This window comes from Emticicia sp. MM (assembly GCF_001649495.1).
In genome coordinates this window covers 32,517-58,130 of record NZ_LXHX01000091.1, presented here as the reverse complement: position 1 = coordinate 58,130, position 25,614 = coordinate 32,517, and the positions used below count along the sequence as shown (strand labels likewise).

Sequence of the window (25,614 nt, the reverse complement as noted above, 5' to 3'; positions counted from 1 at the left end):
GGGGCTTTTTAGATATAAGTATTTATTTTCTTGGTCTAAATTCAACCCTCGTAGAACCGTGACACGGACGAGAGTCTGGAAATATACCTGGTTGGGCTTGAACGTGAGCTGGGAAACTTGTAATTCTTCCAGTGAAAGTTGTTGCTGTTTTTGAAATCGTTTCTACATTTTCATTGTACCAAAACAATTCTTGATTTGGTAAAAGTGAACCTGTCCATGAGGCAGTAAAAATTTCACCTGAATTATAATATTCTTTATCAAGAATTACATCTCGGTCATTTTCTGGGCAGTCAATCGGAGCATTATCATGCTCACAGGTACTTGTATAACTTTGATATTCAAAATCATGATAACCCTCTTTTGAGACCTTCACTACGAAATAGGCATTCCCATTATTCGGAAGATTATTCTTAGTTATCAGCGTATTTCCATTGAAACTAAATTCAATTTTAGGGTCGAGGTTTTGCACTGATATTTTATACTGTCCCAAATCTGTACTCGGTGTAAAAGGCATAAATTCAAATTTCATCCCGCCTTCTCGGCATTCATTATTTATCTTTATTTGAATAGGATTAGGACTAATACCACCAACGGCATTACAACCGGCTGAGTTGAAATCGAGAGTTGAACCAAATTCGCTATCAAAACCAGCAACAATATCAACGTTTTTATTGGCACCGTAATGAATTGACGAATTTTTAGATACTTTATCTGATGTTATAATACTTTCGGAGGCTACTACTTCTGAATTAACAGCTACTAAATCAGCGGAAGTAACAATTTCAGTTTCACATCGGTAATTTATCTTTACAAACCAGATGTCTCTGTTGTTTTGAGAACTGAAATGGTTTCCTGAAACATCACCATCTAATGATTGGGTAGTTCCGATACCAATAAACGCCCCTTCATTAGATTCTACAATCCCATTTCCTTCATCTTCTGATGAGCCACCGAGTGTTTTTGACCAAATATAATCAAAATTATTACCTATTTTCATGAGCAATAAATCATATTGTCCATTATTATTAGAAGGAATTCGATTACGGTCATTGATATCTCCATTATTTGACCTTGTTGAGCCTGCAATCGCAAAATTACCGTCTCTGGTTGCAATTAAATCGTTAAGAATATCACGACCAGCACCACCAAACATTTTTTTATTTTGCAGTTCACCACTGGAGTTGAGTTTTAGTAGCCAAATGTTTTCTTCAAAATTATTTGGGAAAACATCGTTTGGTGTAAACTGAAAATCATCACCCGAAGAGTTAGAAATTAAACCAACAATAATATCACCATTAGGTTGTATTAATACTCTCTTTGCTTCATCTTTTTGGTTTCCGCCATAAGTTTTTTTCCAAACCACATTGATTGATTCATCAATTTTTACGGCTAAAATATCTTTTCCGCCCTTATTTGGCCCTATTTCATTATCATTTGAATTGGTACAACCAACAATTACGAATCCACCATCGGCTTTTTTCATATCAAAACCCATTTCGTCTCCGCTGCCACCGATACATTTTTTTGATAATAGTGAGCCGTTTTGGTCTAATTTGGCAAGCCATAAGTCTTGATTAAAGCTTGATGTATTTTTATTAGAATTAGCAATATCACCATTCGAAGAGCCAGTATGAGAGAGTAGCATCAGATTCCCATCATTGGTAGATAAAACTTTTATTGGAATATCCTCACCATCACCTCCGTAAGTTTTATTCCAAACCATTTTACCTTCACCATCGAGTTTAGCGATTAGAATATCAACATTACCTTTGCTGGCTATTGCAGAAATATTGAGAGCATTTGTATTACTAAAGCGTAGGTTTGAATAATTATTAACTCGTGCTACTAAAATATAGCTACCGTCAGGATTTTGAATAATATCTTGGGCTTTAAAGCCTGTGTAAACATTATTATCTGACACCGTTGTTTCCCAGAGCATATTACCCAGTGAGCCTATCTTGGCAACCCATATAAGTTCTAAACCATTTAAACTCTTTTTACCAATGGCAATATAATTTCCATCTTGTGTAGGAATAATCTTAGTGCCTTCATCTCCGTGGTAATCGTTCCAACCATAGCATTTTTGCCATTCAAGGTTCGTCGGAAAACCTTGTCCAACTACCACTTGCATACTAACTATCCATAGAAGGATAGATATTATAAATCTTGAGTTTTCTTTTTTCCTGAACATAATAAATCAAATGATTGGATGATTGTAAAACAACCATTTATAAATAAGCGAATCGTTTGTGCAAAAATGATGCACAAATTCAGTGCCAAAACTAATAGCCGATGTTAGCTTACGGATTCTTCGAGAACAGAAGATGAAGAATGTACGCATAAAAAAAGAGCTTAAAACTGTTTGTACAATTTAAAGCTCTTTAAAAAATATAGAATGTGATTACTGAGCAATCAATTCTTTAATATCTCGAATGATTTTATCGGCGAGATTTGAGGCGGTTGTTTCAAACTCCGACTCAGCGTAAATTCTGATGATAGGCTCAGTATTCGATTTACGCAAATGAACCCATTCTTTTTCAAAATTTATCTTCACACCATCTTCAGTATTTATCGGATAGCGTTCGTATTTATCTTTAATTTCATCTAAAATTCCATCGACATCCAAATCTGCGGTAAGTTCTACTTTCTTTTTGGCGATATGGTAGTTAGGATAAGTATTACGTAAGAAACCAATCGGTTTGCTGAATTTTGCCAGATGTGTTAAAAATAAAGCAATTCCAACCAGTGCGTCACGTCCGTAGTGGAATTCTGGATATATGATTCCTCCATTGCCTTCTCCACCGATAATTGCACCAACTTCCTTCATTTTGGTTACAACGTTTACTTCACCAACGGCTGCTGAATGATAAGTTCCACCAGCTTTAACAGTTACATCTTTTAATGCCAAAGTCGAAGAAAGGTTTGAAACTGTTGTCAAATTTTCTTTATTTTCGGTATTTTTTAAGATATAGTCAGCAACTGCCACGAGTGTATATTCTTCGCCAAATGGCTCGCCATCTTCATTTATAAATGCTAATCTATCTACATCTGGGTCAACAACGATTCCTAAATCATAATTTCCCTTGCGTAATTCACCCGAAATTTCTCTTAAATTTTCAGGTAATGGTTCTGGATTATGAGCAAAAACGCCCGTTGGCTCGCAGTTTATTTTCTTGATTTCACTTATGCCTAAAGCTTCTAAAAGCATCGGAACTGCAATTCCACCCGAAGAATTTACGGCATCAACACAAATTTTGAAGTTAGCTTTTGCAATGGCTTCTTTATCTACCAATGGCAATTCTAAAATCATTTCGATGTGTTTTTGTAAATAAGTATCATTCGTTTCTACTTTCCCCAAACTTTTTACATCGGCATATTCAGCACTATCGTTTTCGGCAATTGCCAGTAATGCTTCGCCGTCGGCACCAGAAATAAACTCGCCTTTTTCGTTGAGTAATTTTAGAGCGTTCCACTGTATTGGATTATGGCTTGCCGTCAGAATAATACCACCTAAGGCATTTTCAAGTGGAACAGCAATTTCAACAGTAGGAGTAGTAGATAGGCCTAAATCAATTACATTAAAACCCATCCCGACAAGAGTAGCAGATACCAAATCGGAAACCATTTTGCCTGATAAACGGGCATCTCTTCCAATTACTACACGAAGTGGTTTTTCTGAATTTTTGTTTTTAAGCCAAGAACCGTAAGCAGCAGTAAATTTTACAACATCTAAAGGGGTCAAGGAATCGCCACTTTTTCCGCCAATAGTTCCTCTGATACCCGAAATTGATTTGATAAGCGTCACTGTAAATAGAGTTTTTGGTTACTTTTAACTTTACAAAGATACAGAAAACATCTTAAAATTTAGTTTAAAATTATATTATAATCAAGATGAGAATTTTAAAAGGTAATTTTTTTAATGTAGCTTTTATAATAAATAAGCATACTTTATTTCGAAAGTAGTGTAATTTTACATGAAGGAGTACTTTTATATAAATCAAAATAAGGAAAATGCTGAAAAGATATATACAGATAATAATACTATTCATTACAGTGATATTATCAATTTTTTTGTGGGAAAAATTTAAAAACTTTAACCCTTTCACTATTAGAGATATTCAGACGACCCACAATATAGTGTTGAAAGAAATGACTGTTTTAGGCAAGTTAGAATTATCGAATTTTGCTTTCAGAGATGTGGTCGAGCAAGAATTAGTAAGAGATTATATGCCTAATCCGAAAGCAATTTTGATTGTACAAGGCGAAGCGATCGGTTGTATAGATTTAACAAAAATTAAAGCTGAAGATATCATAACCAAAGATGATACATTAATTGTTCATTTACCTGACCCTGAGCTGTGTAGTTATAAAATTGATCATAGTAAATCGAAAATTTACGATACTGAGTATGCTTTCATGAACGAACAATCGCTGATGAACGAAGCTTACACCCGTGCTGAAGCTAAAATCAAGGAGTCAGCTCTTGAGATGGGAATTCTGGAGCAAACCAAGAAAAATGCAGAATTGGTGTTAAAACCTTTACTCGAAAATGTATCTGGTAAAAAAGTAGTGCTTCAGTACCGTATGAAAGCTACACTTGAGCGATTAAAATAGTAGTTATTGGTTATTGGTAAACTGGTGACTCGAAAAACAAATCTACTAATTCTCCAATAACATATCAGTAACTAATCACTAAATCTTCCCTCCAAAGGCTAAATCGCCAGCATCACCTAAGCCCGGTACGATATACGATTTTGAATTCATCTCAGTATCAATATCTCCAACCCATAAGCGGCATTGAGGTAGGCGTGCTTGAATAAAGCGTACACCCCGCTGGCTCGCAATAGCCGATACAATATGTGTCTTGGCAGGAACTCCGTAGCGTAGCATGGCGTGGTATGCCTTTTCGATTGATTTACCAGTAGCCAGCATGGGGTCGCTGATTATCAATACTTTATCGTGTATATCTGGACTTGTAATGTAGTCCATTTCTATCTCAAATGCTTCTTTTTCGTCGTGTTTACCTCTATATGCTCCTATAAAAGCATTTTCTGCTTTATCGAAATAGTTTAGCAAGCCTTGATGCAAAGGCAAACCTGCCCGAAGAATCGTTACCAAAACTACATCTTGTGAAAGATGGTAAGTCTTTTTTATACCGAGCTGAGTGCTTACGTCGTGTTTTTGAAAACCCAAAGTTTTGGAGATTTCATAAGCAAAAACTTCACCCAAACGCTCTAAGTTTCGGCGAAATCTCATCGAGTCTTTTTGCGTTTGTTCATCTCTCAGTTCAGAAAGAAAGTGGTTGGCTAAAGAGTTATTTTCGGTAAGGACAAACATGATTATGGAGAATGTATAATTAACAATGAATAATGGTAAATTTTAAAAAATAGCACAAACAGTATTTAGAAAGTTAAAATAAAAACTGCCTTTGACTTGTATTCCAGCGGAGGCCTACCGAAAAAATCATGTTCTTTTTATCATCAGCATCGCCTGATAGATTAATGTTACGGTTTTGAACCTTTAAATCAGCAAACAGGTTATGTGCGATCATGTATGATGCTCCAAATTGATAGAATTTTGTATTAATTGTGCGACCTTGACCAATTTCATTTCCATAGTCAAATGGGCGGGCAAAATTGTAATTTCGCAAAATATTTCCTCCCCAATTGATAATATTTGAATCTTTGCCTTGTTGAGTGAGCATTGTCGTGAAGTTTAGGAACAAACGCCTCGTTGGTTGATAACGTCCAATTAGCAGAAGTTCTGTGAAATTTGCTCCCAAAGGATGAGCCAAAGGAAGGTTATAATTGACATAATTACTGTAAGTCGAATTATGACTATACATATATGGTCTTACTAAGTTGTATTCTGTCTGAAAATCAAGGTTTTTTATTCCGAAAACATCAATATAGCGTCCACCGATTTGAGCAGCGTATTTTTTAGCCCACCAACCATCTTGCTTGAAATATTTTACATTAAATTCATCCAACACAAATTGTCCGTATAGAGAAAAGTGACGTTTGAAATTATATTTAAAATTTAATCCAGCAATCGAATTATCGACACTTCCGAGGTGTCCTTCTGCAAAACGTAGAAATATCACAGGATTTAGGTAATTAATATCGAACCCAACTTGGCGTTTGCCAAAAATAATACTTTCAAAAATTCCAATATTTAGGTTTCGACCAATATTTACACTTAAATGATGCAACGAAAAGTATTTGGGTGGGAGTTGTTCTGTTCCGTCAGCAGCTAAGGGAATTTGCTTGTTTATCATCTGAGCAAACAAGTTCATGTACTGAAAACGCCCAACATTAGTCGTAATTTTGAGGTGCAAATAAGGTGCAGAGAAATCAGATAGAATCATTGAGCGAATGCCCGATCCAATGAAGTTTTTATCATGTCCAAACTGAATTTGTACACTTTTGATGGCCTGAAAAGTAATATATCCTCGTGCCGAAAAGAAATCTGCTAAGTATTTACTCGAATCGGCATTCGGAATCTTAGTGAATCCTTCGTATGGATTTGCGTTGTATTCTCGTCCGTATTCTCTGATATATTCAGGATATACAATCTGATTTTCGGTAAGCATTGAATAAAAACCCAGTTTTTTATTCAATGTCCCTCGTACTTCAATACCACGTGTATTGGTATAGGGTGTTTCCTTAGCAAGATTATCCTGAGCAAAAGTAAACTGAAAAATCGGACTAACATGAAAGTCTATGTCTTTGTTTTGGGTGCTATAAAAGTCAGATTTCTTTCTAAATAAGTGTGTCCATAATGGTTTTTTGCTATCACTCTGTGGGAGTTTTTCATTATCAAGCCATTCCCAGCTATCATTTTGGAGATAAGCTAAATTGAATCGGTCAGTTTTAGATAAGTTAGCTTTTTCGTCCGATTCCAGTTCAGTCGTTAATTTTACCAGATCTTTTCTTCTTACTGGCTTGATGTTGGTATGAAGGCTCGATAAACTACCGCTTTTTATCTCGTAGCGTTCAATCAAGTTTGTATAATCTTCGTTAAGAGGAGTAAAATTACTTTGAGCTTTAAGACCAGATTTGCTTATAAGAAACAGAAAAAATAATATACTCAATTTCCCAAATAGGAGTGTAGTAATAGAAAGTTTAAGATATTTTATAAAACACAATCTCATTAAAATATGTTATTTTTAGTAGAAATAACTTTTACTTACTTATTTTTAAGTGTCTGAATTAAATTTGTTTGTGTTAGATGTCGTTGGAAAGCAAACTACATAACAACAAATTAACCAATAACAAACTTTCAATAATTACTAATAAGTATATAAGTTGTGCGAAAATACAGATTATTCCTCATTATATGTAAATCATCTGTTAGATTTGTAAATAAATTAGTGATTGGCTTAGGTCAGTGACTTTTAGCTTCAAAAAATATGAAATCATTTGTCATTCCAGAAATTTATAAGAGCAATATCATCGGTAAAATCAAGGAGGCTCGTCGAACAAAAGATAAACTGAAGAAAGATTTTACACCAACTGTGCTCGATTTTGGTTCGGTTAAGTTTCTGATTGCCCGACACTTTGGCTTTTGCTATGGTGTAGAAAATGCCGTTGAGATTGCCTACAAAACTATTGCCGAAAACCCAGATAAGCGGATCTTCTTCTTGAGTGAAATGATTCACAACCCCGATGTAAATGCTGATTTACTCTCGCAAGGAGTAAAGTTTTTGATGGATACAAAGGGAAATCAATTAATTGATTGGCAAGAACTCAAACCCGAAGATGCGGTCGTTGTTCCAGCGTTTGGAACAACTATTGAGATTCAGCAGCAACTTTCTTCGCTCGGTATAGACCCTTATAAATACGATACAACTTGTCCGTTTGTTGAGAAAGTTTGGAACCGTGCGGGGCAAATCGGCGAGCGTGGATACAGCATTGTTGTACACGGAAAGCCCAACCACGAAGAAACCCGTGCGACGTTTTCGCACAGCAAACAAAATGCTCCGACTGTAGTCGTAAATGATATAAAAGAGGCCGAACTGCTGGCAAAGTATATTACTCGGGAACTTCCAAAAGAGCAGTTTTATACAGATTTTGCGGGACAATATTCGGAAGGTTTCGACCCCGAACGTAACTTAGAGCGAATCGGAGTAGTGAACCAAACCACAATGTTGGCATCGGATACACAAGGCATTGCCGACTACTTGAAAAAGATAATTATTGGGTATCACAAAGCCCAACCAGCCGAAGTTGAACGCTATTTTGCTAACACTCGTGACACACTTTGCTATGCAACCAATGATAACCAAGAAGCAACCTATGCTCTGCTGGAAAATGAAGCTGATTTGGCAGTAGTTGTTGGTGGATACAATAGCTCGAATACTACACATTTAGTTGAACTTTGCGAGGCTAAACTCTCAACATTTTTTATACAATCGCACGAAAGTATTTTGGATAAAAATCTAATTAAACGCTACGATTTACACAAAAAACAAGAGATTATAGGCGAATTCTTGGTCGAAAAAGAAAAAACTACTATTATGCTCACTTGTGGGGCATCATGCCCCGATGCCGTAATGGAAGCAGTTTTGTTGAAAATTTTATCATTTTTTAACACTACAAAAGAAATAGATGAACTCCTTTTGACGTTATAAATACACAGCCAAAAAGGTAATTTAGGAGAAATAAATTGCTAATAAATATCTTGTATATTCTTTGTATAATACAAAAATTTATTTTTAAATTTACATTAAAATTCTCCGTTACCCATCAGTTCATTATAAAAAGTAGATGTTTATGAAGATGATTGAGTATGTAAAACTGATCTTAGAGAAAGTCAGTTTTGAGAGAGAACTGTTTGAAAAAGAATTAAAAAAAGGCCTTAAACTATTATCCTTCAAGGAAATTCGAGAACTAAGGAAATGGTGCTACGAGCGTTTCGGAAGTATCTACCGAGGAATTCTTAATCGAACATTTCGCAAAACCCAAGTAACAGTAAGTGTTTAAATAATGAAGCCCTTCGATCTAAATCGAAGGGCTTCTGTTTTTAGCGATTGTTTAGAAACAAAATAAAGCAGAGTGAAAATCTCCCTGCTAATTCTTTGATTACTAACCTAAACAAAACTATATGATATTCTTTAAGATGATAGATAAAAATCTTTTAACTGTAATCGTTTCTATCTTTAAATCTTATAAATCGTGCTAAAAATTAGGCGGCAATTGAGAAATTCTCGATAGAATTATCGAAAACTTCATCAAAATCATCACCTTCAAAGGCATCACCGTACAAATCTTCGTCGGTGTCTTCATACAAACGCTCTTCGCTGAGTCCGTTTGTGGTTCTCACGGTGTATCTCCAGTGAGTTTGGTTTAATCTAAATGTACTCTTAATCATTAATGTGTGTTTTAAATTTTACTGACACAAAGGTCGTATTATACTATAAACTAAAAATTGTGCCAATGTTAAGAAATCGTAAATAAAGGTTTGGCTTCGGTGTTTTATAAACTTTACTTTTTCTTAATATTCCGATAAACTCTTCCTAACATCTGCAACTTTACTTTGTAATAAAAACAACGGTAATGCAAACAACGTTTCCTTCTCGCCAAAATCATTTTCAAAATTTGCTTACTCTCGCAATATTTATGCTGATTATCTGTTACTATGCCTTCAATGGTATTCCGAAAAGTGAGACGTTTGTGCTTGAAAATTCGCCCGAACAAAACAAAAATGTGGTTTTAGAAACCAGCATCAGCAAACTACGTGCTGCGGTGCTGATGGATGCCGATATTGTTGAAGTAAATGGAAGTTTGTATGCCACTGAAAACGCTTTGGAAGACTTGGTTGGCTCTAAAAAAACAAAAGTAGCCATTCGGAAGATTCACGAAAAGCTACTTTCTGGCGATAAGCAAAGTGCGGTCAGACTGATAAATCAGTTATCTTCTTTACAACTTTTGAAGTAACCAAAAGTTGCCCCAAATGTCTTGTTGTGTGTTCAGCCGCATGAAAAAGTAAGCCAATCACGGTTGACGGAATTTGAGCTCGCCCAACGCCTCTGACTTCGGTTAAAGTTGTCTCATCGGTATTTTTTAACTGAAAAATAGCTTTTTCTATTTGTTTATTGAAATCTTCGATGAGTTGTTGAACTGTAATTTCAGTATTTCCTACCCCTTCTGCTTTTAGGTTTTGCATCTGAATTTCGCTCAGAGATTCGCCACGAGCGTAAGTAAATATGCGGTCAAGTACGCCTGTAAGGTGCTGTAAATGAAAAGCCACCGAAGCAACATCAGCTGGGCGTTGCCAAAGTAGATTATCGGGAAAATCGCTTAGATATTCGTACAACTCTTCTTGTGCTTGAAGCAAAGCATGAGCTATTGGTTGCAGGAGAGGAGGAACATCGGGCAGTGGACCACGCAACCAAACTTCGAGGTTATTTTTAGGCATTGTTTTGGAATTAATGGTCAGTATCACGCCAAAAGTAGGGCTTGATACTGACAAGAATTTACTTAACTTTAATGCCAAAATTAAAATTAATACCTAAGATATTTTTAGTGTCGGGGTAATTTTTATTTACGTCGGGTTGCCAAATATAGTATAAGCTCACACTTTTATTCTTTAGATATTCATAGCTGATTCCTGCACGGTTTCTCCAAAAATCTGTCTCGAAAACCCCATCGTTTTTGTGCATAAACGGCTCGGTCGAAACATTCAGGTCTAATTTTTTTGTAACAGCATATTTTACACCGAGTCTTGAGCGGAGATAGTTTTCGGCTGTACCTTCATCATCGCCAACAAATGTTTGTTTTTGTGATTGATAGGTTTCACGAAGCGAAAAAGTAAATTTATTGATTTTGTACTTTCCTTCGATATTTCCAGAAAATCGATTAAAGTTTTCGCCATTGACCATTCCAAGTCGATAGCCAACGCCAGCCGATAAATACTTATTTATCTTTTTTTCGCCCCCAAGATAGATGTATGATCCTCGGTAATTTGTAGAATTTTCGTTGAATCGGGTACGGAATTCGCCTTGTACTTCCCAACCTTTGGGTAAATCTAAGCTTAAACCAATGCCTTGACGGGTTTGAAAATCTACTTCTGATTTTTGGGCAAAAGTGACTGACGAAATAAGTAATAGCGTGATTATTTTAAGGTATTTTTTCATAAGAGAGAGACAGTTTTTAGCATTTACTTCACTATTGGAAATATTATCTTATTAATGCCATGCACAGCATGACACTGGGAAATTATTCATAAAAATAAATTGTCATACGAGTGGCATCTTTCAAGAAATCAATTTCTTGGATTTCTACCCGATGAACATTGAAACCTGTACGTTTTTTCAAATCTGCCAGTAATTCTGTGCGTTTTTCGGGCGTAATCAGATTGATATTATCGTAAACGATGTTTTTAGTAAATTCTTTTTTGATGAGCCAATTGCTTTCGAGCAAAAATGTGGCGGTCAGAATAATTCCATTCAAAAGTGCCAGTTCGTCCCAGCCACCTTTGCTGATGGCCGAAAGTAAACCTATGGCGATAACCAAGAAAAGATAGGTCATATCTTTGGTCGAAATGCTTTCGGTGCGGTAACGAAGCATCGAAAAAACAGCAAATAAACCAAAGGCCGCACCCATTGACATTTCGACTTTGTTGAGCAAATAAGTTATCAAGAAGATAACCAAGTTGAAAGCAAAAAACGTCAGATATTGGTCGGCTTTTTTGTAATTTTTGTAGAAAATCAGACGAATTAATACAAAAACAGAGGTTAAATCTATGAATAAACGGATGAAAAATTTGCTTGAAAGTTTGTCGAATAACTCGAAAGAAGCTGCTTGGACGGTTTGTAGGGTGTCAGGCGATAGCGTTTGCTGTAAAAGATTCATATTGGTGTAAGGTTTTTGAAATTCTTTTTAGGTGTCGTTTAAAATTATTTTGTTTTACGCCCTCAAAAAGGCTGATGATTCCGAAGCAATATTTGCTTATCGACCCCGATTTTAGTTGGTATTTTTTCAGAATATCCAGTATCGGCGAGGCTCCCACTTTTTCTTGCTTGATTTCGGCAATCGCTATTTGAGCATATTGTACTTCTTTTGAATCATTCTTGAAAGTAAGCTCCAAATCAATCGTAAGGCGTTCAGGGCTGTGCTTGCTCACGAGCGTAAGTCGGCTGTAATTGACCCACATAACTCCCTGCAAATTTTCGGGTTCGAGCGGACTGATTTTACTCAAAAAAGCCGAACTTTCATCGTGCAAATAAGGCTCATTTATGCCATTAGTTTTGATGCGTTTTTTGATGGTTCGACCGTGGTTATTCTTAAATTTTACTTCAAAAAATTGCAAATTTGAACCAACGTAATTGCGTGAACGCACTTTATACCGATTTTGCTTACCTACTTGGTGTTGGTGATAAAGCCGTAAATCTTCGGTATCATAATAGAGCGTTTGATAGGGGCAAATTCGCTGATTATCAATCTCTAAGAGTTTATAATGTTGCTTAGCATCGGCCAAGATATTGGGTAAGAAATTTACTGGAATTAGGTATTTTAGATCCATTCTGTCCATTAGTTTCACCCCTTCCATTTCGGCCAAAGTAATCGGCTCAAAGAGATTAACTTCTTCTTGTATTTTATCGAAAAAAATCTTTGGTGTCATTGTCAATTACTCCCCTTTAGGGGGTTGGGGGTGGTGGTTAGAACTCATAAATATACTTTTTGGTCTGCATCAACTTGCCTTTGGCATCGTAGGTTTTTCTTTCGGTTTTTAGCCCTTTTCCATTGATTGTATAAACCGAACGACTGATGATGACATTCTTGGCATCATATTTAATTTCCTCCGATTTTTCGCCGTCGGCATTGTATTTATACACAAAACGATTGATTTGCTTACCAGCGGCATCGAAAGTGGTTTCTTCGATTTTATCGCCATCTTTATTGAATTTTGTAGCAGTTTTGTCTTTTAATGCTCCGTTTTTATCGTAATTGACTTCTAAAATTACTTCGCCTTCTTTGTCGAACTTTTTCGATACATCGTTATGGCTGACTTCTTTTCCGTTTTCATATTCTACGATTACTTCGGTCATTCCCTTGACACCATTTTTACGAATATCTTTTTTTGATTGTGCCAATAGGCAGAAAGGCATTAAAAGCAAAATTAAAATTCTCATGTTTTTAGTTTAGCGTTTTCATTTACTGTTTCTAAGCAAAATTGAATAGTTTAGCAATATCGGCACAAAATTTAATACTTGAAATAAAACTATTCTGATGCTGATTTTATTACTTATTCTTGTCAATTTTGGAACACGGATGACGTGGATATTCCTAAATATGGCACGCCCCTCAAAGGTGTGCCACATTTGAATCTCTATTTCAAAAATGTAGCAACTGCCTGATTACGAGTCACAACGTGAGCTTTTAATTGCGTAATAGCACTCGTGAAAGCCGTCGTATTTGATAAATATGAATATGGAGCAACTTCCTGCATCACCGATGATGAAATCAGGTTGTAGTTTTTATCAAAAATGGCGTTCATTTTGGCAGTTGTGAAATAATTATCATTGAAATCTTTTACATAAGACTTATATTTTGCGTAATACGTTGCGTCATCGGCCAAATATCTGATTAAAGGCCAACTGGCAGCCACTTCTGTCATTTCGAGCGAAACTCCTCTGCCCATACCTGCACCGCCTTGTTGTTGGGTGTTTCCGCCAGCTGCTGCCGTTGTGGAAGTCATTGAAAGGTTAAAATCCCACGGAATCCATGTTACTTTTTTGGTGGCGGTTGGCGTATAAAGATAATAGTTATGAGCCATTGCCCCATAAGCATCCCAGTTGACGATGGTGTTATTGATGGCCAGTACCTTCAAGAAATGGTCAACGTTGAAGCTTTTTTCGAGGTTTGCTCGCCAAGCGGCCGCATTTGATGTACGGTTGGTGGCATTGAGAGCCGTGATTACCGATTGCACATCGCTCCAGTCGGCAGCAGTTTCATTGTTTTTCTTTTCAAAATTGGCCTGTACGAAACTTTGGAAAGTTGATTCTGGCTTATAGATGTTTCCTTTATCTTCGCCAAATTGATTTTCTACCATTGTATCGTCAATGACTTCAACCATTGTATAAACACCGCAATATTTCAGACCTTCACCAAAATTGATGTATATTTTGTAGAAAGAAGTGCGAGCCGCAGGAATACCTGCCGAACGAAATAAATCAGAGACAACTTTATCTCGCATCAAAGAAGCATCGCCTTGCCCTGGAGACATCGAAAATTCTTTGAATCCATAAAAACGTTGATCGGTTATTTCGGGATTTGCGTCTTCAAACTCATCAAACTGTAATTTGAAAGGCAATTTATAAATACCTGCACTCCAAGCCTGCGATAAACTCGAATTCCCTTTCAGACGAAACCCCACTTTATACCATTCTTTTCCATTGAATTTGACCGATGATTGTACATAGATGGGGTCGCCAGGAATAATATCTAATGCCCCGCCTCCACCATTTGGGAGATTTCCTCCCATAGCTGCTCTCAAACTATCAATATTGACACCTGTTGGCGGAACTCCTCCACCCATTTGTCCGCCTCCGCCAGTTGGAGGGGTTATACCACCACCCATTTGACCACCACCTTGTGTTCCTCCTATACCAAAATCATTACCTGCTTTTGTTTTCATGTCGGCCTTAATGGCTGCCCAGTTTTCGGCTGTGAGCGTAATTTCGAGTGTATTGATTTTATCTTGCGGAAAAACTACATCATAATTAGGGTCAGTTTTGCCGTGAGTTGCTTCTGTCCAGTCGGTTAGACCTGCATGAATTGGGTCGATGGTCTCAGAATCCCCCAGTTTATTACACGAAATACAGATACTTACGAGCGAGATAGCAGTAAAAAATAGATTCTTTGATTTCATAATCGGTGCTTTAGGTTTGTCTTTTTGATTAGTTGAAATTTTAATAAAAACTTAACATTTGCTTCACATTCAAAAAGACGAAGGCTTTGTTGGTTTCGTGTCAAGGTGTCGAAAAACGTATGATTTGTGTATATCGAAAGAAACAACCTGCTATTTTTTGTGTAATTTAGCTAAGTGATAGTACCATGAAAACTAAATTTACCATGAAAAATATTACTTCATTTCGCAAAATAAACCTAAAAAAGTACTTGATTCTTGGAGTTTTTATGCCTTTTATGCAGAGTTGTGATTGTTTGCAAAAAGTAGAAGGAAAGGTATTTGATGCTCAAACGATGAAAGTTTTGTCGGATGTGGTGATATACAAACAGAACCAATCTTACTCAATTATTAAGAGCGATACAAGTGGAAGTTTTAAGTTTAGTGACATTGATGGCGGACGAAATTGCTCTAATGTGAGCTTAGTTTTTGAGAAAACGGGCTACAAATCTGATACGATTGTGTTTTCGGCAAGTACTTCGGGGGCGGAGGTGAAGTTGAGTAGGTGAGGTCTTTATAAACAAACAAAGCAGAATACAGATTTACTCTGCTTTGTTTGTGGGTAATTATACACGAGATTTTTATTGTGGTATTTGTTCTACTAAAATTTTATTTCCTGCTTTATCAAAATAAGTACAGGTCATTTTATCCATACAGATTTCCCATTTTTCAATGCCTGTTTCTGCACACATACGGATAAAGGTAAGATAATCGGTTTTTCCTTGTTGATGTGCCAATAATTCTGCTTTAAATTCTTCTATTTTTGAGGTATCAGCAATGATTAATGGCTCGTATTTGGCAGGGACAGTTGTAGTGTAGTCTTTTTCTCCGTGGTAGTCGATATGACCGTCTTCTACATACGCTTCGTAATGAGTAACTCCCATTGATTTGATTTCTTTAATATAAGCAGGAAAATCTGCTCCTGATTTTACCTTGCTGTGAGCCGCTTTGATTTGTTCTACTGTAAACATTTTACTTTGCTGTTAAAGGATTAATTGATTATTCGCAATAGTAACGCTTAATCTTATCGAAATGAATTTTGAGGTCGTTGCATTAAGATTACGATGCAAAGTTGCAACGCTTAAAATAGCTGTAATTGTAAAAAAACGTTTTTTACAAAAAGCGTTTAAAATTTTCTGGAGTGTCACCCGTAAACAGTTTAAAGTCTTTGATGAAATGGGCTTGGTCAAAGAAATTGTTTTCGTAGCAGATTTCAGTTAAAGTTTTGGAAGAGTTCAGATGGTCAAGAACTGTATTGAAGCGAACTATAGAAGCAAATTTTTTGGCTGTTGTACCAACCACCTTTCTAAATCGTTTTTCAAAAGGGCTTTGACTAATAGATAGTCTTTCGTTCAACTCTTTTATACGAATTGTTCCATTGGTTTGATAAATCAGCTTAATTGCTTCAACAATCAATTTATCAGTTTCAATGTTTTTGAGCTGCGATACTAAAAACTGCTCAACTATTTTTATTCGATGTTCATCACTCGTGGCGACCGTCAGTTTTTCTTCTACTTCAGTTATAATATTTCTATCAAAAACATCGTCAAGTGAGAGGCTTAAATTAAATAATTCGTTGGCAGGATGTGATGCAAAATGAGCAAAGCCAGTTTCGGTAAAGTAAATCAATATTGTGCCAATATCAGCAGAGTTTTTGAAAACCTTATAGCCGTCTGTAATCCCAGTAATGCCAGCTGAAGTTAGTTTGTTTTCGGTATTTTGATTAATTGTAGCAAGTTGTCCTTTGTATTGAAAACCGATAACAAGTCCTGATGTAGGAAAAACTTTGTATTCATTTGCAAGTTCATTTTCTGACACTACAAAGTATTTGATGTAGGGTTTTAGCTGGTCAGTTGGTATGAATTTGTCAAATCTCATTGATACTAAAGGTCAAAGAACTGCCTTTTTTATTGATTTTAGGAGTTTATTGGCTCCCATAATTCTATTTTATTGCCTTCTGTATCCATGATATGCACAAATTTTCCGTAGTCATACGTTTCAATATCGTCGAGTATGGTTACGCCATTTTCTTTGAGTTGACTCACAAGGCCTTCGATGTTTTGTACTCTATAATTTATCATAAATTCCTTTTTTGAAGGGGCAAAATATTCGCTTCCTTGTTTAAAAGGATTCCATTGAAGGCTATTAATTTCATCAGGCTTATCAACATTTCTGGAGTCAAAACTTGCTCCTCCCCATTCATTCATTTCAAAGCCCAAGTTTTTAGCATACCAATTTTGCAGTTCTTGTGGATTTTCAGAAAAAAAGAAAATTCCACCTATACCTGTTACTTTCGGAGTTATATCGTTATTTGCCATTTTTAGGGCTGTTTTGATTCAATATAAAATTAGGGTATTTTTATGAATTTTAAAAAGTAATTACATTTTTAGTGCCAACTGAATTGCTTTCTCAACGGGACAAAGCTCATCGTCCGTTTTACTGAGGTCTTAAACCAAATTATTGTAGCAAAGTAAAAAATAACACACAGATGACACAGATTCGCACAGGTTTATTAAGAGAAATCAGTGTGAATCTGTGTACTATTGTTTTCGACAATAAGTTAATGATTTTGTTAAAAATTAAACCCAAAATGAAATCCAGGTTCACCGAAGATGAATTTAGACCATTTATCATCTAACTGTTTAAATCCATCAGGCAATTTTGTGTGATAAGCACGGTGTGTAATGGCGATTGATGGTTGAATAAAAAATCTGTCTTTAAAAAGTTTGATATGATAACCAATTCGGTAAGTATTGAAAACCTGAAACCCATTGTCGATTTTATGGCCGTCGTTATCCACAAATTTTTGCCAAGTAGGCATTACATTAAGCTCAGCATATAACCCTTTATACAAAAAACGTTGGTAAGCTACTGAAACGCCAACCTCACGCACATACCCTGGGAATTGTTCTTCGGGCTTTTTGTACGAATCACTAAAAAATGGATGAATACCATTGGGCCAAGCGTATTTCCAAGTTTTGGGCTCAACAGTAATGACATCTTTTGCTGTAAGCCGATACCCTATATTGAGTTGAGCGAAGTTGGGAGGGTTTTTAGTATCTAAATTACCCAATAAAACAAATAAAGAGCTTCCAATAAACCACCGTTTGTAAGTGCTATCTTGTTTGTCATATTGTGCATTTACCTGTAAACTACTTACCAGCACTAAGGCAAGTACAATCCATAAAGTTTTCTTTTTCATAAATTTGTGATTGATGTTAAACGATGCTGCAAAGGTAGATTTGCAGTAGATTTAAAATCGTTCACTTAAGTTAAGAAAGGATTTCTTCGTTACTTTTTTCGAGCGTTTAACTGCCTTTATCTAATTATCGTAGTTTTAAAACTTAAACCCAAAATCAAACCCAGGTTGAATGAAATAGTTGTTCCATCGTTGTTCTACTGCTTTAAAAGATGCTGGCACATTCGTTCTTACAGGCCAATAACTAATTCCGATAGCTGGTTCAAAAAAGAAGCGGTTCTTAAAAAACTTAAAATGATAACCTAAATAAAAGTCCAGATACAGCGTGTAACCATTCCCAATCTTTTTATTATTCTCATCCATATATTTTTCAAAAGCATTTAAGGCTTGTACGGATGTATAGGCTCCTTTCCACCAAAAACGTTGATAGCCCAGTGTTGGTGCAAGTATGCGTGCATGACCAGGATAGTTCAGACCTGGTTTATCGAATGATGGCCCGAAAGGGATACCAATTGGCCAAGCATAAATGGAGCGTTTAAATCGAAGAGAAATAACATCTTTAGGTGTTATCCTATACCCAACATTTAGTTGTATATACTCGGGGTTGTTGGTTTTATCTAAATTTCCTAACAAATAGAGTGTACTACCACCAAACCACTTTTTGTAGGTGCTGTCTTGTTGGGCATCTTGAGCATTCACTTGTAGCTTACTTGCCATGAGTAAAGTCAAAGCGAACAATAAAATTTTCTTTTGCATAGCTGTTTTAATTGATGTTAAACGATGCTGCAAAAGTAGATTTGTCAAATACTATAACTCGTTCACTTAAGTTAAGAAAGGAATCTCAACCCTTATCCTTCTCCATGATTCTTGCTCGTAATCTGCTTAAAGATTGCGGTTTGATACCCAGATAACTCGCCAGTTGGTGCTGTGGCACACGTTGAATAAGGTCTGGTCGTTTTTGTATTAAGTTGAGGTAGCGTTGTTCGGGAGAAGAAGTTTTAAACTCGTCGAAATCTATTCGTTCTTTGGCCAGCAATTCTTCCGACAACATTCTACACATTATATCAAACTTTGGAAATTTGCTGTTTATTTCTTCTTCCATATCAGAATTGGAAATTAAAAGAATACTGTCTTCTATACAACTTACATAATATTCGGAAGGGTTTTTATTGATGACACAAGGAGGTGTTAAGGCGTCCATTTCTGTGTAGAAAGCAGTAGTTTTTTCTTCACCTTCTAAGACATAATAGGTTCGTAAACAACCTTTTAAAACAAAGTAGCTTTCTTTCGATTTTTGCCCTTCTTTGAGTAAAATTGTTCCTTTCTTTACCGAGCGGAAAATGTCTAACGAAAGTAGTACGTTTTTCTCTTCTTCGTTCAGAGAGACGTATTTTGATATAAAGTTAAAGAGTATGTTTTTCATAATTTTGTTTGTAGTTACTATTGTGTATTATACTTTATTACAACGTTGTTGGACTTGGCGAAGGAGAATTAGCATTTTGTCTGCTAAAATTATAGAAAACCCAATATTGAATATTCGCCCTTATTTGTATTAGTTGTCAAAAGATACAACAACTGGAACGTGGTCACTGTATTTTTTCCATTCATCAAAGTTGCCAATTTCAACTGAATTTACTTTAGCTAATAAGTCTTTTGAAGCAAAGCAATAGTCAATATGATAAGGTTTGTCTTTGTGTCTATACATATATAAAGTTGGGTGTTCTTCTGTTCCTTGTGTTTGCTTATGATATAAATGATATGTGCTGAAAATTCCTTTGTCTTCTAAAAACTTTACAACATTGGAGTGATTACTTTCTCTATGTTTTCTGTCCCAAATTGTGTTACTGTTAAAGTCACCAACGAGAACTGTTTTTGTGTCTGTAAGCAAGTTACTGTAATGATTGACAGCTTTCCAAACTTGTTCAATATATTGTCCATCTCTATCTGCTGGATTGTTAGCCCAAATTGCAAATAAATTAAAGTCAAACTGCCCATTAGTTACGGCAATTGGAATAATTATCTGTAAGTCTTGGTTGTGATTGTCAAGAACTGTGAAGCGAAAATTACTGTAAGAAAGTATTGCAAGTCCTTTATTTTTATTTTTACCAAACCATAAAATATCTGTCGGTTTTGGTGTGTCAATTGGAAATAATAATTTGTCTGGATGCTCAGACTCTGGAATGATTAAAATGTCTGGTTTGTATGCCAGAATGAAAGTAGCCTTTTTTCTGAAAGCCATATTACAGTTCCAAGTTATTATTCTCATTAATCTGAGTTTTAAGGTTATGTGTAACTCCCAAATATACAAAAGTTTTGTAGTACTTTTAACTCACAGTGTTTCTAACAAGATACAAATTGATAGAATTTTATCCATAAAAAAGCCATTAAGTTATGAAATTTGGAAATCAAATTCTGTAACTTAATGGCCTTCAAGATTATATTTTCCTACTTCAAAAACACACTTACCGCCTGATTTCTACTCACAACGTGTTGTTTTAAAACTGGCAAAGCTGCCGTAAAACTGGCGGTATTCGTAAGATTTGAATAGGGCTTTTCTTCTTTTTCAGTACCGTTTACATAGGGCGTAATGAGTGTCGTTGCTTTATCGAAAATCTCATTCATCTTGCTGGTAGTAAACACATTATCGTTAAATTCTTTTACATAAGCCTTATATTTGGCATAATAAACGGGGTCGTTGGCAATATAATTAATCAGAGGCCAGTTGGTGGCAACACCTGTGAGCGAAAGCTGCACACGAGCTTGTGAAGTGAGAGCTTCGTTATTATCCCACGGAATCCAGAGCAGTTTTTTTGATGAATGGTTATACAAATAATGATTATGAGCCATTGCTCCGTAGGTGTCCCAACTCACCAAAGTTGTGTTCACGGCCAACCATTTTACAAAATGGTCAACATTCAGGACTTTCTCCAAATTTTCACGCCAAAGAGCAGGGTTTGAAGTGCGAGTCGAGGCATTCAAAGCCGTGATAGTTGCTTGCACATCGCTCCAATCGGCTGTTTCTTCATTAGTTTTTTTCTCGAATTGTGCTTGTGAAAAATTCTGAAAAGTAGATTCTGGTTTGTACAAGTTTCCGCTTTTTTCGCCAAACTGCGATTTCAGCATGGTATCTTCCACGGCTTCAATCATCGTATAAACACCGCAGTATTTTAGACCATCACCAAAATTGATATACACTTTATAAAAAGCCGTTTGAGCCGCAGGAATACCCGCCATGCGGAAAATATCGGACGCAACTTTCTCCCGAATCAACGAATTATCTTTAAAAGCGGGCGACATCGAAACCTCCTTGAAACCATACAAACGTTGGTCGTTAATTTCGGGATATTTATCTTCAAACTCGTCAAATTGCATTCTGAAAGGTAATTTGTAAATGCCGCTACGCCAAATCGAAGATAAACTCGAATTGCCTTTGAGCCTAAAACCAACATTATTCCATGTTTTGCCGTTGAACTTTAGCGTAACCGACACATATTTTGGTTCGGTAGTGCTATTTACACCACCGCCGCCCATTCCGCCGCCTCCTTGTGTTCCTCCCACGCCAAAATCTGAACCTTTCACCGAAATCATATCCGTTCTGATTTCCTGCCAAGTTTCTTTGGTCATGCTTATTTCCAAACTATTGACTTTATCTTGCGGAAAAACCACCGTGTAGTTTGGGTCGGCATCATTACTGTGGCTCTCGGTTGACCAGTCGGGGTTTGTGTTAGAAGGCGTGATGGTTTCGGCATTTTTTACGCAGGCAACCAAAAGCCACAAACCCGTAGCTGCAAGTAATATTTTGATAGGTTTCATAAATGGTGTTTAGTTTTACACGATAGACGTAAGTTCGTAAGGAATAGTTGTTTTGATGCGTTTTTGACCAAAAACTTGCGAAAAATCTCAAAATGCCTGTAATCTAATTTGTTCTCTGTAATTTTGTCACGCAAATTTTATTTCGCCAAGCCCGAAAATCATTGCACGAAAACGGAAATCTTACTACTCAAATTGCCATGAATATTCTTTTGGTCGAACACGATGAGAATCAGGCAAAGCTACTAATACAAGTTTTAGCTGAGTACTTTCCTATGTCTAACATTGAGTTTTGCCAAACAAACGAAGAACTAAAAATAGCCCTCAATGCAGGAGTTTTGTATGATTTGGCTCTGTGCGAAGTAGAATTAAGGGACGGGTTGGTTTTTGAAATATTTCAAGAATCATTGCCGAGTTTTCCTGTCGTCTTTATGTCGGCTTATGACAAATATTGGTCGCAATCAATGGCCTACAATGCCATTGATTACCTCAGAAAACCAATAGGGAAGGAAGAAGTAAATCGGGTTTTGGAGAAATATGAAGCATTGAAATTGCATTTTTTGAAGCGTTTTTCGGCCGAAAATGATTCAAAAATAACAAAGTCTGCTTTTCAGAAAGACCGCCTGATTGCCAAGAAAGGCACAAACTATTATGTGGTTTCAACCAAAGATATTGCGTTTATTTATACCGAATCAAGAATTGTATTTTTGATAGACCGAATGGGCGAACGCTACTCCGTAGAACGTAGCCTGAGCGAACTCGAAATCGAGTTGCCGAGTCGAGATTTTTTTCGGGTAAATCGCAAATTTATTGTTCATATTGATGCCATTTTAAGTTTTAAACCTTCATTCAAAGGCAAAATTGCCCTCGAACTCCTGCACCTCGCCAAAGCCGAAGTAAGTATCAGCCAAGAAAACGCCGCCCAGTTTAGAAAATGGATTGAGGAGTGACCCCACCCCAACCCTCCCCGAAGGAGAGGGGGCGTAAAACTAAACTCCCTCCCAGTCGAGGAAGGCTGGGGGTGGGGTTTTTAAACCAAACGGAAAATGAAAAAAAGATTTACAATTTTTACCAGTATTTTAGTTGTATTGCTATCATTTCGAGCATCGGCTCAGCTTGATAGTGTTCAGAATCTCAACGAAGTCGTGATTTCGGCTTCTCGCATCGAAGAAAGTATTTTCAAAGCCCCAGTTTCGGTCACGAAAGTTTCTGCCTTGCAGTTGCAAAATTCTCCGAGCGTAGAATTAATTTCTTCTTTGGCTCGCTACAAAGGCATTGATGTAAGCCAGTCGAGCTTGTTCGTGACAAGTCTAAGTACACGCGGATTTAATAGCGGAAAAGCCGAGCGTTTACTGCAATTGGCTGATAATGTGGAGTTTATGTCGCCAACTTCTTCGCTTTATGGCGGGAATTGGATGGGAACTCCCGAATTGGATATTGATAATATCGAAGTAATCTACGGAGCAAATTCGGCCCTTTATGGTTCGGGGGCGTTGAACGGTGTGATTTTGATGAATTCAAAAGACCCATTCAAGCATCAAGGCATTACTGTTTCGGTGCGTGGTGGTTCCCGTCTTTTATTCGATACTCAACTGCGTTATGCACAGGTTTTTGCTAAACGTTTTGCCTTCAAACTCAATGCTAATTTTATTTCGGCCGATGAGTTTTTGGGCGAATCTGATGCCGCTATCAAAGCCACAACCGAGGGTGGTTTAGCAGGTTCGGATGCCGCTAATAATGCTTATGGCTCGCCTTTTGGTTGGAATAAACTTAACTATTTTGGTGATATTGGCTCTACGATTACCAACGAAGCTTTTACTAAATACAATGATGGTAAGCCTTATAGAATTTATATGCCAGGTTTCAAAGAAGGTGAAATTTTGACCGTAAATGATGGCCGACAATTTGGTTTTGGTGGAGATTTTAAAGCAGGAAATGTACGTTTGAATCCTTCGCTTCATTTCAAAATCAACGAACGAACAAAGGCTTCTTACGAATACCGTAAATCAATCGGAAATGGTATTTTTCAAAGTACGAGCCGCTTTGCTTGGCGAGAAATGAAGTATGATTTGCACAAATTTGAGATTAAAAACGACCGTTGGTTTGTGCGTGCTTACTCAATGTTTGATTATGGCGGAAAAGCCTACGAAATTGGTGGTGTGGCTAATGCCCTCCAAAATATGCGATTAGCAGACCCTGCTTTGGGAACCTACCCAACTGTTGCCGCCAACTATTTCAGTGCTTGGAATCAGATTTTTGCCGCCGCTCGTGGTAATGGTTTCGGCGGCGGAAATTTGGCAGGGGTTTATGTGCCAGAGTTGGTCAATTCAGTTGCTCCAGCGGTCTTTACTTTACCAGCAATTCAAGGCGGACAAAGCATTGAAAATGCTGCAAAATTGGCTTTTGATTTGACACAAAATCTGCAAATTAAGCAAGTTCAGGGAGCATCTGTGCCGACAGTTTTTGAGCGTGTAACGCAACAAGTAGCCAACGGCGTAGGTGATTTAAAAGTAAATGGTTCAACTATCAAAGGTGCAGCTTTTACAAATACCGCTCGCAATATTGATTTTTCGGCACAACGTGAGTTCCGTTTCAAAACTACCAATGTGGTAGTGGGTGGAGCATACCGAAAATATATTCTAAAGTCGGCAGGAACATTGCTTTCAGATGGCATTTATTCGCCATTAAACACCGAACAACGAAACGAAATAATTAACTGGGAATCAGGAGTTTATGGACAGATTCAACAAAAGCTTTTCGATGAAAAACTGACACTCGCAGCAGCTACTCGATTGGATGCTTTCAAGAATTTCGATACGAAACTATCACCTCGTTTATCTGCCGTTTATGCTTCGGGGCGTCATAATTTTAGAGCCAATTATTCTACTGCTTTCCGAGCTCCTGCTCAACTCGACCAATACATTTATTTAGATTATGGCAGTATTTTGCTCATCGGAAATACCGAAAATGGTTTTAAAGGCTTAAACTCAGCAGGAACTGCACCCTATGAAGTAAAAAAACTCGCTCCCGAAAAAATGAATTCTTGGGAAGTTGGCTATAAAGCCCTGCTAACCAAAGATTTACAAGTTGATTTGAGTTATTATAGAAGTTTGTATAATGGTTTTATCGGAATCGTACGCTTCCAAGGCCGTGAAGATGGACAAATACCCGAAGGTGATTTTGTAAAGAAAACAGGTGATTGGGCAAAACCAGCAGCCGACCGTACTCGTGGAAGATTTATTCAGACTTGGGCGAATTTTGATAAACCCGTAACCACCCAAGGGGCTTTCGTAAGTTTAGATTATCGTTTAAACAAAAATGTGAGTCTTTACGGAAACTACACTTGGTCGAAAATTTCAGATATTAAAGGACTAATTGCTGGTTTCAATACACCAAAGTATAAGTTTAATTTAGGAGTTAATGGCTTGATAAAGAAAGACTTAACATATTCAGTGAATTATCGTTGGACAGATACTTATACTTATTTTATGCCATTTGATGAAGGCGAAATAAAAGCCTTTGGAACGCTTGATGCACAAGTAAATTATCACGCAAAGCCACTTAAAACAACCTTTAAATTAGGTGGTACAAATCTGACAAACGCTAATGCTATTACGGTTTACGGCTCAGCACCAATCAGCCGAATGTTTTATTTAGGTGCGGTGTTTGATTTGAAGTATTGATAGAGTTATAAA

26 protein-coding genes are annotated in these 25,614 nt (G+C 36.7%); 7 read left to right on the top strand and 19 right to left on the bottom strand.

Features of this window, described 5'->3' with window-relative positions:
- Window positions 1-22: 22 nt before the first annotated feature.
- Together A6M55_RS10880 and glmM are read right to left on the bottom strand one after the other, a co-directional pair.
- Window positions 23-2,191 carry a hypothetical protein gene (locus A6M55_RS10880; protein WP_156511031.1) on the bottom strand — a complete coding sequence of 723 codons (2,169 nt, stop codon included), beginning with the start codon at window positions 2,189-2,191 and terminating at the stop codon, window positions 23-25.
- 210 nt (window positions 2,192-2,401) lie between these two features.
- Window positions 2,402-3,805, bottom strand: coding sequence for a phosphoglucosamine mutase (gene glmM / locus A6M55_RS10875; RefSeq protein WP_064197609.1), 1,404 nt, complete (start codon window positions 3,803-3,805; stop codon window positions 2,402-2,404).
- A 344-nt stretch (window positions 3,806-4,149) separates the two neighbouring features.
- Here glmM and A6M55_RS10870 point away from each other — a divergent pair, with 344 nt between their 5' ends.
- Complete coding sequence (locus tag A6M55_RS10870; protein WP_229235511.1) at window positions 4,150-4,614, top strand: DUF4230 domain-containing protein; 465 nt, start codon at window positions 4,150-4,152, stop codon at window positions 4,612-4,614.
- Window positions 4,615-4,692: 78 nt separating this feature from the next.
- Here A6M55_RS10870 and upp read toward each other — a convergent pair whose 3' ends face one another.
- Together upp and A6M55_RS10860 are read right to left on the bottom strand one after the other, a co-directional pair.
- The gene (gene upp, locus A6M55_RS10865) at window positions 4,693-5,337 is read right to left on the bottom strand and encodes a uracil phosphoribosyltransferase (RefSeq protein WP_064197607.1); all 645 of its coding nucleotides are present in this window, start codon (window positions 5,335-5,337) and stop codon (window positions 4,693-4,695) included.
- A gap of 73 nt (window positions 5,338-5,410) precedes the next feature.
- A complete protein-coding gene (locus A6M55_RS10860) occupies window positions 5,411-7,153 on the bottom strand; it encodes a capsule assembly Wzi family protein (RefSeq protein ID WP_082892986.1) in 1,743 nt (580 codons plus the stop codon).
- Between the two features lie 258 nt (window positions 7,154-7,411).
- Between A6M55_RS10860 and A6M55_RS10855 the strand changes: the two genes are divergently transcribed.
- Window positions 7,412-8,632 (top strand): 4-hydroxy-3-methylbut-2-enyl diphosphate reductase, encoded by a 1,221-nt coding sequence (locus tag A6M55_RS10855; protein WP_064197606.1) that lies wholly within the window; start codon window positions 7,412-7,414, stop codon window positions 8,630-8,632.
- A 142-nt stretch (window positions 8,633-8,774) separates the two neighbouring features.
- Window positions 8,775-8,984 (top strand): hypothetical protein, encoded by a 210-nt coding sequence (locus tag A6M55_RS10850; RefSeq protein WP_082892989.1) that lies wholly within the window; start codon window positions 8,775-8,777, stop codon window positions 8,982-8,984.
- 202 nt (window positions 8,985-9,186) lie between these two features.
- On the opposite strand, the gene A6M55_RS10845 is transcribed toward A6M55_RS10850, so the two are convergent.
- A complete protein-coding gene (locus tag A6M55_RS10845) occupies window positions 9,187-9,372 on the bottom strand; it encodes a hypothetical protein (RefSeq protein WP_064197605.1) in 186 nt (61 codons plus the stop codon).
- Window positions 9,373-9,557: 185 nt separating this feature from the next.
- Here A6M55_RS10845 and A6M55_RS10840 point away from each other — a divergent pair, with 185 nt between their 5' ends.
- Window positions 9,558-9,938 (top strand): hypothetical protein, encoded by a 381-nt coding sequence (locus A6M55_RS10840; RefSeq protein WP_064197604.1) that lies wholly within the window; start codon window positions 9,558-9,560, stop codon window positions 9,936-9,938.
- On the opposite strand, the gene A6M55_RS10835 is transcribed toward A6M55_RS10840, so the two are convergent.
- The 6 genes from A6M55_RS10835 to A6M55_RS10810 form a co-directional block, all read right to left on the bottom strand.
- Window positions 9,895-10,419, bottom strand: coding sequence for a DinB family protein (locus A6M55_RS10835; RefSeq protein ID WP_064197603.1), 525 nt, complete (start codon window positions 10,417-10,419; stop codon window positions 9,895-9,897). The genes A6M55_RS10840 and A6M55_RS10835 overlap by 44 nt on opposite strands.
- Window positions 10,420-10,477: 58 nt before the next feature.
- Window positions 10,478-11,137 (bottom strand): DUF2490 domain-containing protein, encoded by a 660-nt coding sequence (locus tag A6M55_RS10830; protein WP_064197602.1) that lies wholly within the window; start codon window positions 11,135-11,137, stop codon window positions 10,478-10,480.
- An 82-nt stretch (window positions 11,138-11,219) separates the two neighbouring features.
- The gene (locus A6M55_RS10825) at window positions 11,220-11,855 is read right to left on the bottom strand and encodes a DUF4956 domain-containing protein (RefSeq protein WP_082892985.1); all 636 of its coding nucleotides are present in this window, start codon (window positions 11,853-11,855) and stop codon (window positions 11,220-11,222) included.
- A complete protein-coding gene (locus A6M55_RS10820) occupies window positions 11,824-12,624 on the bottom strand; it encodes a polyphosphate polymerase domain-containing protein (RefSeq protein ID WP_064197601.1) in 801 nt (266 codons plus the stop codon). The genes A6M55_RS10825 and A6M55_RS10820 overlap by 32 nt, the downstream gene beginning before the upstream one ends.
- 37 nt (window positions 12,625-12,661) lie before the next feature.
- Window positions 12,662-13,135: a hypothetical protein gene (locus A6M55_RS10815; RefSeq protein WP_064197600.1), complete on the bottom strand. Its 474-nt coding sequence runs from the start codon at window positions 13,133-13,135 to the stop codon at window positions 12,662-12,664.
- Between the two features lie 197 nt (window positions 13,136-13,332).
- Entirely contained in the window at window positions 13,333-14,874 is a 1,542-nt protein-coding gene (locus tag A6M55_RS10810; RefSeq protein ID WP_064197599.1) for a CotH kinase family protein, read from the bottom strand.
- Window positions 14,875-15,077: 203 nt separating this feature from the next.
- On the opposite strand from A6M55_RS10810, the gene A6M55_RS10805 reads away from it, so the two are divergent.
- Window positions 15,078-15,419: a hypothetical protein gene (locus tag A6M55_RS10805; RefSeq protein WP_156511030.1), complete on the top strand. Its 342-nt coding sequence runs from the start codon at window positions 15,078-15,080 to the stop codon at window positions 15,417-15,419.
- A 72-nt stretch (window positions 15,420-15,491) separates the two neighbouring features.
- On the opposite strand, the gene A6M55_RS10800 is transcribed toward A6M55_RS10805, so the two are convergent.
- From A6M55_RS10800 to A6M55_RS10765, 8 genes are all read right to left on the bottom strand, one after another.
- Window positions 15,492-15,881 (bottom strand): DUF1398 domain-containing protein, encoded by a 390-nt coding sequence (locus tag A6M55_RS10800; protein ID WP_064197597.1) that lies wholly within the window; start codon window positions 15,879-15,881, stop codon window positions 15,492-15,494.
- Window positions 15,882-16,023: 142 nt separating this feature from the next.
- Entirely contained in the window at window positions 16,024-16,788 is a 765-nt protein-coding gene (locus tag A6M55_RS10795; RefSeq protein ID WP_064197596.1) for a helix-turn-helix domain-containing protein, read from the bottom strand.
- A 38-nt stretch (window positions 16,789-16,826) separates the two neighbouring features.
- The gene (locus A6M55_RS10790) at window positions 16,827-17,228 is read right to left on the bottom strand and encodes a VOC family protein (RefSeq protein ID WP_064197595.1); all 402 of its coding nucleotides are present in this window, start codon (window positions 17,226-17,228) and stop codon (window positions 16,827-16,829) included.
- Between the two features lie 254 nt (window positions 17,229-17,482).
- Window positions 17,483-18,112: a hypothetical protein gene (locus A6M55_RS10785; protein WP_064197594.1), complete on the bottom strand. Its 630-nt coding sequence runs from the start codon at window positions 18,110-18,112 to the stop codon at window positions 17,483-17,485.
- A gap of 135 nt (window positions 18,113-18,247) precedes the next feature.
- Window positions 18,248-18,865 carry a hypothetical protein gene (locus A6M55_RS10780; protein ID WP_064197593.1) on the bottom strand — a complete coding sequence of 206 codons (618 nt, stop codon included), beginning with the start codon at window positions 18,863-18,865 and terminating at the stop codon, window positions 18,248-18,250.
- 85 nt (window positions 18,866-18,950) lie between these two features.
- Window positions 18,951-19,532 (bottom strand): Crp/Fnr family transcriptional regulator, encoded by a 582-nt coding sequence (locus A6M55_RS10775; protein ID WP_064197592.1) that lies wholly within the window; start codon window positions 19,530-19,532, stop codon window positions 18,951-18,953.
- Between the two features lie 129 nt (window positions 19,533-19,661).
- Window positions 19,662-20,375, bottom strand: coding sequence for an endonuclease/exonuclease/phosphatase family protein (locus A6M55_RS10770; RefSeq protein WP_064197591.1), 714 nt, complete (start codon window positions 20,373-20,375; stop codon window positions 19,662-19,664).
- Window positions 20,376-20,554: 179 nt separating this feature from the next.
- Window positions 20,555-21,922, bottom strand: coding sequence for a CotH kinase family protein (locus A6M55_RS10765; protein WP_064197590.1), 1,368 nt, complete (start codon window positions 21,920-21,922; stop codon window positions 20,555-20,557).
- A gap of 161 nt (window positions 21,923-22,083) precedes the next feature.
- Between A6M55_RS10765 and A6M55_RS10760 the strand changes: the two genes are divergently transcribed.
- A complete protein-coding gene (locus A6M55_RS10760) occupies window positions 22,084-22,869 on the top strand; it encodes a LytTR family DNA-binding domain-containing protein (RefSeq protein WP_064197589.1) in 786 nt (261 codons plus the stop codon).
- Between the two features lie 96 nt (window positions 22,870-22,965).
- Window positions 22,966-25,602: a TonB-dependent receptor gene (locus A6M55_RS10755; RefSeq protein ID WP_064197588.1), complete on the top strand. Its 2,637-nt coding sequence runs from the start codon at window positions 22,966-22,968 to the stop codon at window positions 25,600-25,602.
- The last annotated feature ends 12 nt before the right edge of the window (window positions 25,603-25,614 follow it).

Coding starts and splice junctions, on each gene's coding strand:
- A6M55_RS10880 (WP_156511031.1), bottom strand. CDS start 2,191: ATGTTCAGGAAAAAAGAAAACTCAAGATTTATAATATCTATCCTTCTA.
- A6M55_RS10870 (WP_229235511.1), top strand. CDS start 4,150: ATGACTGTTTTAGGCAAGTTAGAATTATCGAATTTTGCTTTCAGAGAT.
- upp (WP_064197607.1), bottom strand. CDS start 5,337: ATGTTTGTCCTTACCGAAAATAACTCTTTAGCCAACCACTTTCTTTCT.
- A6M55_RS10860 (WP_082892986.1), bottom strand. CDS start 7,153: ATGAGATTGTGTTTTATAAAATATCTTAAACTTTCTATTACTACACTC.
- A6M55_RS10855 (WP_064197606.1), top strand. CDS start 7,412: ATGAAATCATTTGTCATTCCAGAAATTTATAAGAGCAATATCATCGGT.
- A6M55_RS10850 (WP_082892989.1), top strand. CDS start 8,775: ATGAAGATGATTGAGTATGTAAAACTGATCTTAGAGAAAGTCAGTTTT.
- A6M55_RS10845 (WP_064197605.1), bottom strand. CDS start 9,372: ATGATTAAGAGTACATTTAGATTAAACCAAACTCACTGGAGATACACC.
- A6M55_RS10840 (WP_064197604.1), top strand. CDS start 9,558: ATGCAAACAACGTTTCCTTCTCGCCAAAATCATTTTCAAAATTTGCTT.
- A6M55_RS10835 (WP_064197603.1), bottom strand. CDS start 10,419: ATGCCTAAAAATAACCTCGAAGTTTGGTTGCGTGGTCCACTGCCCGAT.
- A6M55_RS10830 (WP_064197602.1), bottom strand. CDS start 11,137: ATGAAAAAATACCTTAAAATAATCACGCTATTACTTATTTCGTCAGTC.
- A6M55_RS10825 (WP_082892985.1), bottom strand. CDS start 11,855: ATGAATCTTTTACAGCAAACGCTATCGCCTGACACCCTACAAACCGTC.
- A6M55_RS10820 (WP_064197601.1), bottom strand. CDS start 12,624: ATGACACCAAAGATTTTTTTCGATAAAATACAAGAAGAAGTTAATCTC.
- A6M55_RS10815 (WP_064197600.1), bottom strand. CDS start 13,135: ATGAGAATTTTAATTTTGCTTTTAATGCCTTTCTGCCTATTGGCACAA.
- A6M55_RS10810 (WP_064197599.1), bottom strand. CDS start 14,874: ATGAAATCAAAGAATCTATTTTTTACTGCTATCTCGCTCGTAAGTATC.
- A6M55_RS10805 (WP_156511030.1), top strand. CDS start 15,078: ATGAAAAATATTACTTCATTTCGCAAAATAAACCTAAAAAAGTACTTG.
- A6M55_RS10800 (WP_064197597.1), bottom strand. CDS start 15,881: ATGTTTACAGTAGAACAAATCAAAGCGGCTCACAGCAAGGTAAAATCA.
- A6M55_RS10795 (WP_064197596.1), bottom strand. CDS start 16,788: ATGAGATTTGACAAATTCATACCAACTGACCAGCTAAAACCCTACATC.
- A6M55_RS10790 (WP_064197595.1), bottom strand. CDS start 17,228: ATGGCAAATAACGATATAACTCCGAAAGTAACAGGTATAGGTGGAATT.
- A6M55_RS10785 (WP_064197594.1), bottom strand. CDS start 18,112: ATGAAAAAGAAAACTTTATGGATTGTACTTGCCTTAGTGCTGGTAAGT.
- A6M55_RS10780 (WP_064197593.1), bottom strand. CDS start 18,865: ATGCAAAAGAAAATTTTATTGTTCGCTTTGACTTTACTCATGGCAAGT.
- A6M55_RS10775 (WP_064197592.1), bottom strand. CDS start 19,532: ATGAAAAACATACTCTTTAACTTTATATCAAAATACGTCTCTCTGAAC.
- A6M55_RS10770 (WP_064197591.1), bottom strand. CDS start 20,375: ATGAGAATAATAACTTGGAACTGTAATATGGCTTTCAGAAAAAAGGCT.
- A6M55_RS10765 (WP_064197590.1), bottom strand. CDS start 21,922: ATGAAACCTATCAAAATATTACTTGCAGCTACGGGTTTGTGGCTTTTG.
- A6M55_RS10755 (WP_064197588.1), top strand. CDS start 22,966: ATGAAAAAAAGATTTACAATTTTTACCAGTATTTTAGTTGTATTGCTA.